The sequence below is a fragment of the Aestuariirhabdus haliotis genome (genome assembly GCF_023509475.1).
Lineage (GTDB): Bacteria > Pseudomonadota > Gammaproteobacteria > Pseudomonadales > Aestuariirhabdaceae > Aestuariirhabdus > Aestuariirhabdus haliotis.
In genome coordinates this window covers 32534-47037 of sequence record NZ_JAKSDZ010000019.1, presented here as the reverse complement: position 1 = coordinate 47037, position 14504 = coordinate 32534, and the positions used below count along the sequence as shown (strand labels likewise).

The following is a 14504-nucleotide window of genomic DNA, read 5'->3' as shown; positions in this document are numbered from 1 at the left end:
GGGCACCCTTGCCCTCTTTTTCGAATACCTAGGAGAAACGCCATGAGCCGCCCCGCCTTTAATTGGACTGACCCGCTGGAAATGGACGCCCTTTTGAGCGAAGAGGAACGCATGGTGCGTGACAGCGCTCATGACTATGCCCAGGACAAACTGATGTCTCGGGTCCAGCAAGCCAATCGTGAGGAGCATTTTCACCGCGAGATCATGAACGAGCTGGGTGAGCTGGGCCTGCTGGGTTCGACCCTGCCCGAAGACTATGGTTGTGCCGGCGTCAGCTATGTCTGTTATGGGCTGGTGGCGCGTGAAGTTGAGCGGGTCGACAGTGGTTATCGCTCCGCTATGAGCGTGCAATCATCTCTGGTTATGCACCCGATTCACGCTTACGGCAGTGAAGAGCAGCGCCGTAAATATCTGCCCAAACTGGCCAGCGGGGAATGGGTTGGTTGTTTCGGCTTGACCGAGCCCGATGTCGGTAGCGATCCGGGCGGCATGAAAACCCGGGCGGAAAAGGTCGCCGATGGCTATCTGCTCAAAGGCGCCAAGATGTGGATCACCAACTCGCCGATCGCCGATGTCATGGTGGTCTGGGCCAAACTCGATGGCGAAATACGAGGCTTTATTCTCGAGCGGGGTATGGAAGGCCTGAGCACCCCCAAGATTGAAGGCAAGTTTTCCCTGCGAGCGTCGATTACCGGCGAGATTGTGATGGAAGATGTGCTGGTGCCGGAAGATAATTTACTGCCCAATGTGCGCGGTTTAAAGGGGCCTTTTGGCTGCCTTAACAAGGCCCGCTACGGTATCTCCTGGGGCGCGCTGGGAGCGGCCGAGTTTTGCTGGCACGCGGCGCGCCAGTACACCCTGGAGCGCATTCAGTTTAATCGTCCACTGGCCGCTAACCAGCTGATCCAGAAGAAACTGGCCGATATGCAAACCGAAATCAGCCTGGGATTGCTGGGCTGTTTGCAGGCTGGACGCCTGATGGATGCAGGCTCATTGGCACCCGAAACCATCTCATTGCTCAAACGTAACTCCTGCGGCAAGGCCCTCGATATTGCCCGGGTCGCCCGGGATATGCATGGTGGTAATGGTATCTCCGATGAATACCATGTGATCCGTCATGTCATGAATCTTGAGGCGGTTAACACCTACGAAGGTACCCATGACATTCATGCCCTGATACTCGGCCGAGCTCAGACCGGCATCCAGGCCTTCGGTTAACGCCTCGGCAGGCATAAAACTTTAAACAGCTAACCGATCAGGCAAAGGGGCGTTGCAATGCAAAATCGAGCCATAGTGGTCGAGGACAATTTTAAACAGGCCCTGAGCCGGGGCGAGTTTCCCGAGCCATCTTCGTCGCTCAGATTGGCGCAAACGGCACTGACGCGGGAAGATCTCGTGGATCTGTTCGAAAGCCAGTTGATGAGCCGCTTACTCGATCTGCATTCGCGGGTGTTGCAGTCACGGGGGGAGAGTTTTTACACCATCGGTAGTTCCGGGCACGAGGGCAATGCGGCGGTCGCGAAGGCCCTGAGAAGCACCGATATGGCGTTTCTGCATTATCGTAGCGGTGCCTTTATGATCGAGCGCAGCAAGCAGATTCCTGGCCAGACCCCGCTCTATGACATGCTGCTTTCTTTTGCGGCCTCCAGCGACGACCCTATCTCCGGGGGGCGTCATAAGGTGCTGGGCAGCAAGTCGCTGTTTATACCGCCCCAGACCAGTACGATCGCGTCTCACCTGCCCAAAGCGGTAGGTGCTGCGTTTAGCATCCCCTTAAGTTCAAGGCTGGGTGAAGGTGCAGTGATGCCCTCAGACAGCCTGGTGATCTGTAACTTTGGTGATGCCTCGGCCAATCACTCCACGGCACAAGGGGCGATCAACGCCGCCGCCTGGGCGGCCTATCAGGGATCGCCATTGCCGCTGGTGTTGCTCTGTGAGGATAATGGCATCGGTATCTCGACTCCAACTCCGAGCGGTTGGATACAGGCAAACTTTGGCCAGCGTGCCGGATTGCATTATCGCTATTGCGATGGTTTGGATCTGCTCGATACCTATCAGGTCGCGTCCGAGGCGGCGCAGATAGCCAGACATCGTCGGGAACCGGTGTTTCTGCATATGCGCACCGTGCGCCTGATGGGGCACGCCGGCTCCGATGCGGAGATCGCCTACCGCAGTCGTCGCGAGATTGAGGACAACGAAGCCCAGGACCCTTTGCTCTACAGCGCCGGTCGCCTGGTCGAAGAGGGCATACTGCGCTCCGATCAGTTACTGGACATCTATGAAGGGCTTAAGGCGCGGATCGAGCAGGTTGGCGAGCGTGCTATCAAACGCCCCAAATTAACCACTCCGGAGCAGGTGATTGCGTCTCTGGCGCCCAGGCGTCCATCCGGTCCCAGGGCTGCCGGGATAACCGATCAGCGTCGTAGCGAATTGTTTCGCCGTGATGCAACCATGATGGCCAAACCCCAACCTATGGGAAAGCTGATCAACTGGACATTGGCCGAACTGATGGCCCAGCGCGACAATATCGTGATTTGCGGCGAAGATGTGGGCGCCAAAGGAGGGGTTTACCATGTCACCAGCGGTCTGTTGCAAAAGTTTGGTCCCTCCCGGGTGATTAATACCTTGCTCGATGAGCAGAGTATCCTCGGGCTCGCCATTGGTATGGCTCACAATGGTTTTCTGCCCATCCCTGAGATTCAGTTCCTGGCCTATGTGCACAACGCCGAGGACCAGATTCGTGGTGAAGCGGCCACATTGCCGTTTTTCTCCAATGGCCAGTACAGCAATCCCATGGTGATTCGTATCGCCGGTCTGGGCTACCAGAAGGGCTTTGGTGGTCATTTCCACAACGATAACTCTCTCGCCGTTTTTCGGGATATTCCCGGGTTAGTGATCGCTTGCCCCTCGAACGGAAAGGATGCCATGGCGATGATGCGCAGCGCGGTGGCGTTTGCCGCCGAACAGCAGCGGGTCGTGGTGTTTATCGAGCCCATTGCCCTTTATATGACCCGTGACTTGCATGTCGAGGGGGATGGCTTGTGGAGCCATGCCTATATCCCCGACGAGGACTCTGCCGAGATCGCCGTAGGTGAATTTGCTGTCGAGGGCGATGGCACCCAGCTCTGCATCCTGACTTACGGCAATGGCTATTACTTGTCTCGGCAAGCGGAAAAACAATTACGCGACCGCGGTGTCGATCTGCGGATCATCGACCTGCGCTGGTTGGCGCCCCTGAATGCCGAGGCCCTGGCCGAAGTGATTGCGCCCTGCGACAATCTGCTGATCGTTGACGAATGCCGTGAGACCGGGTCGATCAGCGAGGCACTGGTCACTCTGGTGCACGAACAACTCGAACATCCCCCCCGCTGTTCCCGCCTGACCGGCAACGATTGCTTTATCCCCCTGGCGGCAGCCGCTACCTCTGGCTTGCCCAGTGCCGAGGGCATCGTCGAAGCGGCACTGGCGCTGGTGGAATGCAATACAGTGAACAGGGAGGTTAGCTGAATGAAGCAACGCGTCGTTGTTGTTTGTCCCGGGCGTGGCACCTACAACAAGGAAGAGCTGGGTTATCTGAAACGATGGCACCAGGATAAATCCGAACTGATCGAAGGCATTGACCAGTACCGGGACTCGGTCGGGCAAACGCCGGTTGCCGAGCTGGATGCCATGCCGCGCTACTCACTCAAACAGCACAGTGGTGGTGAGAATGCCTCGGCGCTGATTTATGCCTGTGCCTATGCCGATTACCTGTCGATCGACCCTGAACGCTACGAGGTGGTTGCCGTTACCGGCAATTCGATGGGCTGGTACATTGCCATGGCCTGCGCCGGTGCCCTGGCGCCAGCGCCGGCGATCGAGCTGATCAATACCATGGGTTCGATGATGGTCGATGGCGTGATTGGTGGCCAGATACTTTACCCGCTGGTGGATGAGCAGTGGCAGATCGATACCCAGCTCTGCCAGCGGCTCGATGAGGCCATCGCCAGCATTAATGCCGAGCCGGGTTGTGAACTCTATTTGTCGATCAAGCTGGGAGGTTACTGTGTGTTAGGTGGCAACGAGTCGGCCTTGAAGTTGCTGGAGCAGCGTTTGCCTCCTCTGCAGGATCGCTTTCCCATGCGGCTCTACAACCATGCCGCTTTCCATACGCCGCTGTTAAAGAGCGTATCGGAACAAGCCCGTCAGCAGCTGTCGCCCGACTTGATCGGTACACCGGCAGTGCCGCTGGTCGATGGCCGTGGTGCCATCTGGCAACCCTACAGCACCGAAGTCGGGGCGTTGTACAACTACACTCTGGGGCATCAAGTGGTCGCCCCCTATGATTTTTCCCGGGCCATCGAAGTGGCGGTGAAAGAGTTTGCCCCGGACCGTTTGATCATCACCGGCCCGGGCACCACACTCGGGGGAAGTGTGGCTCAACAGCTGGTGCAATTGGGCTGGGAAGGCATGGCGAGTAAGGCCGACTTTATCGCTCGACAGCACCAGGACCCTTTTATTCTATCGATGGGCTATGAGGAACAGCGTAAGCGAGTGCTCGCTTAACCGGTGGCTGTCGCGTTCAGTTGTTGTGATCGCAATTGCTGCAAGGTGTGACACAACATCCCGATCAGGACCACCAGTATGGGGTCGGTCACTTCCGCCAGGTGATGGTCAAATACCAGTTGCGCCATCTCAATCGCGAAGGTGATCACCACCATGATAACCGTGGCCACCGGTAACCTGACTCCAAGCTGCAACAGCAACCAGAGGGCAGCACCGAACAGGAAAAACTTCTCGAAGATTACCGCGGTATTCAACATCATGGCCCCCCCGAGGAAGCCATAGAACGGAATCCAGTGGAATTCTGTCGCAGAGCTGCGCAGCTCGAAGGGGGCCAGGGCATTGATCGCCAACATCGCGACCAGTAGCAGGAACACCCAACGGGTACGGTCCGGGTAATGTTGCATCCAGCACAGCCAGATTGCCGCTGCCAGCATTACGCCGACAACATTGGACAGGCTGAGGCTGTTGTAGATGATCAGCACCTCCAGGGCAAACAACACCGGCACTGCCAGCCAGAGCAACCGGTTAGGCCAGCGGGGAGGCTTCAGAGTTTGCCAGATCAAGGCGATTACCAGCCAGGCAACCGTATCGTGGAACACATTGGTAACACTCAGCTGTGGATTTAACAGCAGGGGTTTGAGGCTGTTTTTGATCTGTTGCCAGTCAATCGAGGGTACAAAGGGCATCAGTCGATACCCGAGCCAGCTTGCAGCAACGATCAGGGGGAAAACTTCCAGTTGCTGGTGACGGGCCAGTAGCCGGTCGGCGCGCAAGAAGGGGATCAGGGCGCCCACCACACCCACCCCGGTACCGAGCAAATTCCACCAGACATCGCGAATATTGGCGTCGCGGCTGGGCAGGTAAACCTGAAACATTTGCAGCACCAGCGCCAGAAGGATGCCACTCACCAGCACTTTGGCAATGGTGTGGCGGCGAAAGCTGAACATGCCGAAGTAGCCGTAGGGGATAAAGAGGATGATATTGCCCAGGATATCGCCAATGTGGCTGCGACCGTTCCAGCCTCGCATCAGCTCGTGCCACAGCTGGTGGTCCTCCAGGCCGGTAAAATTGAAGGGGTAAAGCGATCCATAGGTGATCAATACGGCGCTGAGATAAAAAATACCCTTCAAGAGGTGGTTCCTTTACCGGGGAGTAAGCTGCAGCATAACTGAAGCGCTGATGTCATCACAATAATACTTTTGTGAGCTTAATTCGTCTCTCTACTTGGGTCTTTCCATAGGGCCATTCGACAGTCCCTTTGTTATGCTGAGACCCATCAGGAGGAATCAGCATGAGTGAATCGAAGTCACAAAACCCCAAACCCCTGGCCGGTGTCCGCGTACTGGAACTGGGCCAATTACTGGCGGGCCCGTTTGCCGCTACGTTACTGGGCTATTTTGGCGCCGAGGTGATCAAAGTCGAACCTCCCGGCCAAGGCGATCCCCTGCGCAAGTGGCGAGTATTGGATGAGGGTACATCGCTTTGGTGGCGAAGTCTGGCTCGTAACAAGAAGTGCATCACACTCGACCTAAAGAGTGTGCGGGGACGTGAACTGGTTCGCGAGCTGATTCTCAAATCCGATGTGCTGATCGAAAACTTCCGCCCGGGCACCATGGAAAACTGGGCACTGGGACCCGAGGCATTCAAACAACAACACCCTGAACTGATCTATACCCGTATTTCCGGCTATGGGCAGGATGGTCCCATGGCCAGAAAGCCCGGTTTTGCTTCGGTTTGCGAAGGTTTTAGCGGTTTTCGACACGTTAACGGGTTTCCCGATCAGGCGCCGGTGCGGCCGAATTTAAGCCTGGGGGATTCACTGGCAGGCCTGCATGCCGCCTTTGGTATTGTGCTGGCGCTGTTGCAACGACAACAGCCCGGAGGTGCCGGCCAGGTGGTCGACGTCGCGCTCTATGAAGCCATGTTCAATATGATGGAAGGTGTGATTCCCGAATTTAGCGGAGCCGGTGTGGTACGAGAGCCTTCCGGCACCACCGTCACCGGCATCGTGCCGACCAATACCTATCGTTGCAGGGACGATAAATACGTCGTGATCGGTGGTAATGGAGATTCGATTTTTGCTCGCCTGATGGCCGCGGTCGACCGCCAGGATCTCGCCGAGGATCCCAGGTTAGCCGATAATGCCGGGCGGGTGCGCCACGAGCAGGAGATTGATGAACTGCTAGCGCAATGGACCGGCAATCACAGCAGCTCCGAAGTGCTGGCTATTTTGGAACAGGCTCGAGTGCCTTCGGGGCCGATTTACAATGTTGAAGATATGATGAAGGATCCTCAATACCGGGCGCGGGAAATGTTTGAGCGAGTCGAGATTAACGGCAAGCCGCTGGAGATTCCCGCCCTGGTACCCAAACTGGCATCGACGCCGGGGCAAACCCAGTGGCCGGGCCCCGAACTGGGCAGTCACAACCAGCAGGTGCTGGGTGAGCTTCTTGGCGTCGACGGGGAAGCCCTGGCTTCATTGAAAGCTGCGGGTGTGATCTAGCGGGCGGTTTTGCCTGTCATGAGTGCTTTTAATTCGAATACCATGGATTGGCTAATCGATAAAATATTCGGTCAGGGCATCGTTCGCCCAACTGCGCAGTGACCAGTTCTTGATAAAGCCGCAATGACCGCCGTGGGGAAGCAGTTTGACATTAAGATGCGGTGATTCAGCCAATTGCTCCAGATTGTCGGCCAGAATGACCGGATCGTCTTCGGCGGCGATCAGCAGGGCGGGGACCTGTAGTCTGGTCATGCGCTGGCCGATGATCGAATAGCTTTCCAGGTAGCGCCCGGTATCGTCAAAGTCGGTATGGTTTAGCACAAAATATTCGGTCATTTCACGCAAGGACCGCATTTTTAACAGGATATCCTCGTAACCCAATTCGGGGAAATGATCCAGTTTGGTTTTTAACGAGCGTTTCCATTTTTTGACAAAGTAATCGTGGTACAACGACCAGCCATCTTCCAGCGAATCCATGGTTGCCGGTGGGTAGAGTACGGGGCAGATTGCCACCACCTTATGCAGCGCAATATCGTATTCGGGAGCACGCAAGGCTACCCGCAAGGCGAAATTCCCCCCTAGCGAGAACCCTGCCAACATCAGTTGTTCCGGCTTCAGGCAGCGTTGGATGTCGTGCATGGCACCGGCCACTTCGGCGTCTCGGGAAGAGTTAAACAGCTCTCGATTCAGGTGATGGCTGGGGCCGTGGTCGCGCAAATGCAGACGTAATACGTCAAAACCCTGGTCATAAAGATGACCCGCAGCGGATAACAGGTACAGGGATTCGCTGCAGCCCTCCCAGCCATGAATCAATACCACCAGTTTGCCCGATGCTCTGGTTTGTGGACTGTACTCACCATGCAGGCGCACGCCATCGCCACAGTTAAAAATCATCTCCTGGCTACGCTCCAGCAACTCTCTAGCCCGCCATTTTTCCAGCGGTCGACGCAGCGGCATACTGGCCATCAGGGATTGCACATGACCACTGGTGAACGGCCATGAGGGAGCAAAAGGGCTGAGCTGCATAGGATCCTTGCCTGTGTGTCCTCGGGGTTATGCAATTACTCTAGTGCGGCCCTGAGCCAAGCACAAGAGGCAGCAAACAACATCAATGAGGGCGATCATCAGGAATCTCTGGCAGTGATTGAAGGTGCAGTTTTTTATATGCTGAGCCGGTATAATCTGACGCAATCTTCCTGGTTGAAGCCTGAACACCCGTTCCCTTTCAACCACCATGACAACCCATTCGTTATCAAGACAAGGACACGCACCATGGCCAAAGGACTGGATCAACACCGTGCTCGTGAGCAAGCCCTGTCGTTATTGGGTAAAGACCTGGCGCGCCGGGCACGCTCCTGCTGCGAACTCTGCGAAGCATCCGGCGTGAAACTGCAAACCTTTGAGGTCTCCCCGGTACCTGTTGAGCCAGAATTTGAGCGTTGCCTCCTGCTGTGCGATACCTGCCACGAACAGTTAACTCACCCAAAGCGCGTGCAACCCGACCACTGGCGCTGTCTGGGGCGTGCGGTGTGGAGCACGGAACCCGTGGTGCAAGTCGTGGCGGTGCGCATGGCTCGAGGGTTGGCGACACAACACGACTGGGCCCAGGAAGTGCTCGATCCGCTTTTTCTCGAGCCTGACATAGAACAATGGATTGATAACCCCTGAGTCATACCCTGGCTGCGAATTATTATTGGGATCTCTATGAAAGTGAATCGTGGAATTGTATTTGGATTGATTGTCGTGATCAGCGGTTGTGCCGGTTTTGGCGCCATGACTCTGGAACAGCGGTACGGCGTTTCGGAGCCCCGTGAGCGTACCCTGGTTGAATTGCCGCCTGACCAGATCGATTACTGGAGTGAAGTAAAACCGGTGCTGGAGCAACGCTGCGTGGTCTGCCATGCCTGTTACGATGCCCCTTGCCAGCTCAAGCTTACCTCTACCGAGGGCATCGATCGCGGCGCTTCCAGCAGTAAAGTTTACAACTCCTTGCGCCTTAAGGCGGCCCCCATGTCTCGCCTGAACGAAGATGCCCAGAGCACCGCTGAATGGCGGCAAAAAGGCTTTTTCCCGGTATTAAACGAATATGAAAACAGTCCGCAGGCCAATCGCGATGCCAGCGTGATGTATCGCATCTTGCAGCTCAAACAACAACACCCGTTGCCACAACAAAAACTGCTGCCAGAGACCTTTGACCTGTCACTCGATCGCAAACAGTCCTGTACCACAGCAGGGCAATTTAGCCGCTTTGCCGACGATCACCCATTGTGGGGCATGCCCTATGCCTTACCCGCATTGCCGGCCCATGAGCAAAATATTTTATTACGCTGGCTGGAGCAGGGCGCCATGCACACGCCTCGTGCAGCATTGGACGAAAAACTGATCGCCAGAGTGCAGCATTGGGAAGCTTTCCTTAATGCGGATTCGCGCAAGGCGCAACTGGTCTCCCGTTATATTTACGAACATCTGTTTCTGGCCCACCTCTATTTTCCTGAATTGAACAACCGGGTGTTCTTCCAGCTGGTCCGATCCAAAACGCCTCCGGGTCAACCGGTTGACCGTATTGCCACCCGGCGCCCCTATGGTGACCCCGGGGTGCAACGGGTTTACTACCGTCTGGTGGAGCATACCGAAACCGTCGTCGCCAAAACCCATATGCCCTATCGACTCGATCAGTCTCGCATGGCCCGTTGGCAGTCTCTGTTTTTTGATGAGCCTTATAGTGTTAACACACTACCCGGCTATGAGGATGCCGAGGCTTCCAACCCGTTCCTGACCTTCAAGGACTTACCGGTTCGGGCGCGTTACAAATTTATGCTGGATGAAGCGCGTTTTACCATCAATGGGTTTATTAAAGGCCCGGTGTGCCGAGGGCAGGTAGCGCTTAATGTGATTAATGATCATTTTTGGGTGTTTTTTGTCGACCCCGATGTGCCCGATTACGAAACTGCCGTAACCATGCTGGCCAATCGAAGCCAACGGATGGATATGCCCGCCGCAAGCAACAATATCTATTCACCCATGACCCATTGGTTGCGGTATTCGCGCCAGCAAAAGGCGTTGCTGTCCGAAAAAGATCTGTTCTTGTCGCAGCAGATGAACGGCAGAAGTCTGGGGCTGGATCTGATCTGGAACGGTAATGGCGGCAACGACAATGCCGCCCTGACGGTCTACCGTCATAACGACAGTGCCACGGTGGAAAAAGGCTTGCTTGGACAGGAACCCAAAACCGCCTGGGTAATTGGCTACGAGCTGTTGGAGCGTATCCATTACCTGCTGGTGACCGGTTATGACGTGTATGGCAATACCGGTCACCAGTTGTTGACCCGGCTCTATATGGACTTTTTGCGTATGGAAGGGGAGGCCAACTTCCTTATGCTGTTACCGAAAGAGGCGCGCAATAGAGAACGCAATTACTGGTATCGCGGTGCGGAAGACGAGGTCATAAAGTATATGACCCTGCCTAACTTTGAGCAGGACTGGAACCCGGATATCGACTACCAGACCGATAATCAAAAAAGCGAACTCTATGCATTGCTGAGTGAGCGGCTCTCGGCGGTCTTGCCCCAGCGTCATCGTCTGGAATCGATCGAGGACGCGGCCATTCGTAATGCGCTGCAACCGCTCAGTCACTTACAGGGCGGACCGGTAACCCTGTTGCCCCAGACTCTCTATCTGAAAATAACCTCGCAGGCAGAACCTCAATTCCTGACGCTGGTGCGAAACAATGCCCACCTGAATATCACCTCCATGTTTAATGAGATGGGTAAGCGCAAGCCCGATGAGGACACCCTGGATGTGATCCCCGGATTTATTGGCAGTTATCCCAACGCCTTTTATCAGGTTGATCGCACCCAGTTGAACGACTTTGTCCAGCAGCTATCGTCGATGCAATCCGAGCAGGATTATGAGTTGTTGCTTGACCGTTACGGTGTGCGTCGTACGGAAGCCAACTTCTGGTCATTGACTGATCCCTACCAGCGCGCTTATCGTGAACTCTATCCCGTTGAGGGTGGGGTGATCGATTACAGCCGATTGGAGAATCGGTAGCGAGGAAAGAAAGTGAAAGAGGACGATAGCCCGGTTGCTATCGTCCTCTATTTTTGCCGTTTAAGCGTGCTGTTTTTACGGCTTGTTTTATTGCTCAATAGTTCGGCGGCCGTATACCCAGGTGTCGGCTAACTCCTGCCAGAGTTGAGCAACGGTATCCGGCTCAAGGTAGTAACGAAGCAGGCTGCACAACCCTCTGACAACCGCAATATCATTAATGCAGGCGATGACGATCTCATTCCTGTCTGGCTCGGGTGCCGGTTGCGCTGATTCCTGGCACACCAACGGTGTCATGGTGAAAGTCTCGCAAAAAAAGAAGAGAGAACACTCTTCGATAGTAGTTTGATTTTCGGTATCGGCAACGCAAGCTTCTCCCGGTTCGCAGTCGCTGCTATTGGCGCAGGTTTGGGCGTAGAGTGGCGTGCTGAAAAGCAGGAAAAGGCCCAGAACATAAGCTGTTTGTAGATGATTCATGGTGGTTGTTGTCACCCGAACGAAGCTTTGCATAAACAGAGTATAGTTAGAGTGACGCTAAAGGGTTTTTACCCGTCATCGTAACAGGCTTGGTAACGGTTCAATCGCTACCAGTGCTGTTCCTGACCCGACTCGACCACCATTCCTGATGCGACAATCTGGGTCACAATATGGATGTCGTCTATGGATAACCCGTAGTGCTGTGACAGAGCCTTTGCCAAGCCCCGTTGCAATGAAGAGATGGCGTCTGAAGACCATAGGGAGGGCAACAGCAGAGTGACCATCACGGGATAAGGATGCCCCAGTTGCTGGCTTCGATGTATAACGTTGATCGTCATGTGCGCCGATGATTGACCCGATTCCTTGGCCCAAAGTTGAACGATGTCGTCGTCACCGGGTGTTAGATTCTGGGGAATAAAACAATGTGCAATTGGCATAGGGAATACCCGCGTTTTATGATGGGTTTTCAATCATTTCTTTGACAATAGCCCTGCAAGGGGTACCTTCGACGCCTCTCAGTTTTAGCGGAAACGCCTCCAGAAACACATTCTGGTGCGAAATGGCAGCCAGGTTGACGAGGCCTTCGAGCAGAAGAATCCCTTGAGAGCAAAGGTATACGTTGACCTCATAGTTTTTGGTCACCCGGGATTCAAACCCGATGGAGTCGATGGCGAGCATCTTGAACTGACATTCTTCGACGAGGTAGCGGGCAGCGTCGAGTGAAATTCCTGGGCAGTTCGAATCATCCACCCTTCCTGTGCGAATAATCTCATCCATATTGCCTGTGCGCATAATAAGGATACTTGCCGAAGTATCGCTACCTTGCAATAAATCACGAAAATCTACAGCAGTGGTATCCACTCCGCGCTTGTTCAGGTCGACAACGATAGCGTTACCTTCAAAGGTATCGATAGGAAAGGCATCAATCTTCGCGCCTGACTCCAGAAAATAATGAGGCCCCTGTATATGTGTTCCGCTTTGCGAACAGGAAGTAAAGTCATAAACAAATTCAGGATTGGACCCGGAAACTCGATTAAACGGCCCCGTTAATGAAAAAGCAGGATTGCCCGGGAAAATAAAGTCATCCATCCATTGGGAAACATCGATGATGTGATATGAGTTCATTGGTTGTGCCTAAAAAAGATACCCTAAAGAGAGTAGTTCCATATTCTTATGAAGCCCAATCAATATGTCGCCTGTCCTGGTAGGAGGTGGTCTTATGAGCGGAAGAAGTTCAGTAATAAGAAAAGAGGTTAAAACGAATACATTACGCCGATGAACGTTTGTACTTCAATTGCCATCGAGCGTTTGTCTTAGTCGGGTCTCAAGGTTTTCAGGGTCGCTGTCAAGATAGACGGGAATGCGGATTTTATCTATGACCGATTGTTGAAAGACACGTTGCCAAGTGGAAGAAAGTTCTAAAGCAACAGCGATACAGCCAGATGCTTCCAGGTTTTGATAGGAGTGAATGATTGCGATTATAGCGTCAGGGGTTAAGCCGGCATTGTTGTAAGGGTGTTCAAAAAGTGCCCAGGGATTATTTTTAGGTGCGACTAAAGTGATCGCTTTATGAAGTTCTATTATGCCTTGCGCATTGAACCCTCCAGCTGGAAATACATGAAGGATGTCGCCAGCGAGCGTTATTCTGTAGTCACCATGCGGTTTCATTATAACTCCTGAAACTGAGCTGTGTTCGGTAGCCAGTTAGTCAGCACGGCTGAGCCAGTCTTTATTATAGATACTATCAACAAGGCCACTGGATAGCTTTCGACAGAATCTTTTTACGGCAGGAATGCTAGCCTTCGTTGGTTTCATCCCTTGCCTTAAGTAAGGCTGCGTGCCAGCGATTACCACCATGGTGCCGGACTTTATACTGTCTACTGATCGTGGCTAACAGGATGATATAGCGCTACACAAATGCTTTACCGGGACCGCTTTTAGACGCTACCCGCTTTTTCAACCACCAGTATTCGGGCTTCACCAATAGGGTGGGCCACATGCTCGGTACCTATGGAGGCAAAAAAGATATCACCGGCCTCCAGTATTTCGGCCTGTTCCTGCCCGTTCTGTCGGTAGAGCATCTTGACACTACCGTCCAGCACGACAAACACCTCCTCACCGTCGTTGATGTGCCATTGATAAGGGGTATCGGTCCAATGCAAGCGTGTTGTGATGCCGTTCATAGTGGCAATGGTCTTGGCACCCCAGGCGCGGTCGGCTGTAAAGTGCTTGCTTTTGGTGATTTCCATTCAGGGTTCTCAACAGTCAGGTGGGTAACTTAGCGGGCAGTATAAGGTATTCGGGCCGCGATAGGGGGTGGCTAGAATGTGCGAAAGATTCTATTCCTTAACTATGGCTTAACTATGGCTTAACTATGACTTAACGGGTAGGCTGCTCCAGCTCTTCTATCTGATAACCCAGTTCTTCCGATTTCTGTATAAACAGGGTATGAGCATCCAAAAGGCCGCGGTTGTAGAAAAAGGGACCAATTTCCTTAGCGAAAAAATCGATCAAAAATTCAGCTTCAAAGCCGCCAATTTCCTGCTCCAGCTCTTCAGAAAAATAGGATTTTACCTTGGCAACTATCCGGTCTGTTTCCTCTTGGGTGAACTTGATATCACTCATGGTTATCCTTTGTAGTGCTACGGGCTAGCTGTGAATTTTAAACGGAGTGTCTTCTGACTCATGGGTTAATGCAGTTTTTCTTCAAGTGACCCAAAACCCTATTGAACATAAAATTCGTCCAATAGCGTTTCTTTAAATACTTCGATGTCAAGATCTCCGTGCAGCTTTTGAGCTTTATCTATAAATGCTTTCCTGCGCCTTGGCCATGCCAGTTAGGCTGAAGGAAAATGGCACCTACTTCGTTACCCATTAATGCAATAAAGCCTTAAAATTTGCCATCCAGTTCTACTGCCCAAGCATCAGTGTT

Annotated in this window: 14 protein-coding genes; 6 read left to right on the top strand and 8 right to left on the bottom strand. The window is 53.7% G+C overall.

Features of this window, described 5'->3' with window-relative positions:
- Positions 1-42 precede the first annotated feature (42 nt).
- The 3 genes from MIB40_RS12015 to MIB40_RS12005 are packed head-to-tail and all read left to right on the top strand — an operon-like array spanning position 43 to position 4545.
- Entirely contained in the window at positions 43-1218 is a 1176-nt protein-coding gene (locus tag MIB40_RS12015) for an acyl-CoA dehydrogenase (RefSeq protein WP_249694486.1), read from the top strand.
- 57 nt (positions 1219-1275) lie between these two features.
- On the top strand, positions 1276-3507 hold the full coding sequence (locus MIB40_RS12010; protein WP_249694484.1) for a thiamine pyrophosphate-dependent enzyme: 2232 nt from the start codon (positions 1276-1278) through the stop codon (positions 3505-3507).
- Positions 3508-4545 carry an ACP S-malonyltransferase gene (locus MIB40_RS12005; protein WP_249694482.1) on the top strand — a complete coding sequence of 346 codons (1038 nt, stop codon included), beginning with the start codon at positions 3508-3510 and terminating at the stop codon, positions 4543-4545.
- Here MIB40_RS12005 and MIB40_RS12000 read toward each other — a convergent pair.
- The gene (locus MIB40_RS12000; RefSeq protein ID WP_249694480.1) at positions 4542-5675 is read right to left on the bottom strand and encodes a VanZ family protein; all 1134 of its coding nucleotides are present in this window, start codon (positions 5673-5675) and stop codon (positions 4542-4544) included. The two genes, MIB40_RS12005 and MIB40_RS12000, sit on opposite strands and share 4 nt — an antisense overlap.
- A gap of 161 nt (positions 5676-5836) precedes the next feature.
- On the opposite strand from MIB40_RS12000, the gene MIB40_RS11995 reads away from it, so the two are divergent.
- Complete coding sequence (locus tag MIB40_RS11995) at positions 5837-7048, top strand: CaiB/BaiF CoA transferase family protein (protein WP_249694471.1); 1212 nt, start codon at positions 5837-5839, stop codon at positions 7046-7048.
- Between the two features lie 51 nt (positions 7049-7099).
- Here MIB40_RS11995 and MIB40_RS11990 read toward each other — a convergent pair whose 3' ends face one another.
- On the bottom strand, positions 7100-8074 hold the full coding sequence (locus MIB40_RS11990; RefSeq protein ID WP_249694470.1) for a YheT family hydrolase: 975 nt from the start codon (positions 8072-8074) through the stop codon (positions 7100-7102).
- A gap of 246 nt (positions 8075-8320) precedes the next feature.
- Between MIB40_RS11990 and MIB40_RS11985 the strand changes: the two genes are divergently transcribed.
- Both MIB40_RS11985 and MIB40_RS11980 read left to right on the top strand, forming a co-directional pair.
- A complete protein-coding gene (locus MIB40_RS11985) occupies positions 8321-8716 on the top strand; it encodes a phnA protein (protein WP_249694460.1) in 396 nt (131 codons plus the stop codon).
- Positions 8717-8752: 36 nt separating this feature from the next.
- A complete protein-coding gene (locus tag MIB40_RS11980) occupies positions 8753-11098 on the top strand; it encodes a fatty acid cis/trans isomerase (protein WP_249694458.1) in 2346 nt (781 codons plus the stop codon).
- Positions 11099-11185: 87 nt separating this feature from the next.
- Here MIB40_RS11980 and MIB40_RS11975 read toward each other — a convergent pair whose 3' ends face one another.
- The 6 genes from MIB40_RS11975 to MIB40_RS11950 all read right to left on the bottom strand — a co-directional run bounded on the left by MIB40_RS11975 (position 11186) and on the right by MIB40_RS11950 (position 14197).
- Positions 11186-11572 (bottom strand): hypothetical protein, encoded by a 387-nt coding sequence (locus MIB40_RS11975; protein WP_249694456.1) that lies wholly within the window; start codon positions 11570-11572, stop codon positions 11186-11188.
- Positions 11573-11679: 107 nt separating this feature from the next.
- On the bottom strand, positions 11680-12009 hold the full coding sequence (locus MIB40_RS11970) for a hypothetical protein (RefSeq protein WP_249694454.1): 330 nt from the start codon (positions 12007-12009) through the stop codon (positions 11680-11682).
- Between the two features lie 16 nt (positions 12010-12025).
- A complete protein-coding gene (locus MIB40_RS11965) occupies positions 12026-12697 on the bottom strand; it encodes a cyclase family protein (protein ID WP_249694452.1) in 672 nt (223 codons plus the stop codon).
- 165 nt (positions 12698-12862) lie between these two features.
- Positions 12863-13240: a hypothetical protein gene (locus MIB40_RS11960; RefSeq protein WP_249694451.1), complete on the bottom strand. Its 378-nt coding sequence runs from the start codon at positions 13238-13240 to the stop codon at positions 12863-12865.
- A 269-nt stretch (positions 13241-13509) separates the two neighbouring features.
- On the bottom strand, positions 13510-13821 hold the full coding sequence (locus tag MIB40_RS11955; protein ID WP_249694449.1) for a cupin domain-containing protein: 312 nt from the start codon (positions 13819-13821) through the stop codon (positions 13510-13512).
- 130 nt (positions 13822-13951) lie between these two features.
- Entirely contained in the window at positions 13952-14197 is a 246-nt protein-coding gene (locus MIB40_RS11950) for a DUF2164 domain-containing protein (RefSeq protein WP_249694447.1), read from the bottom strand.
- Positions 14198-14504: the final 307 nt, after the last annotated feature.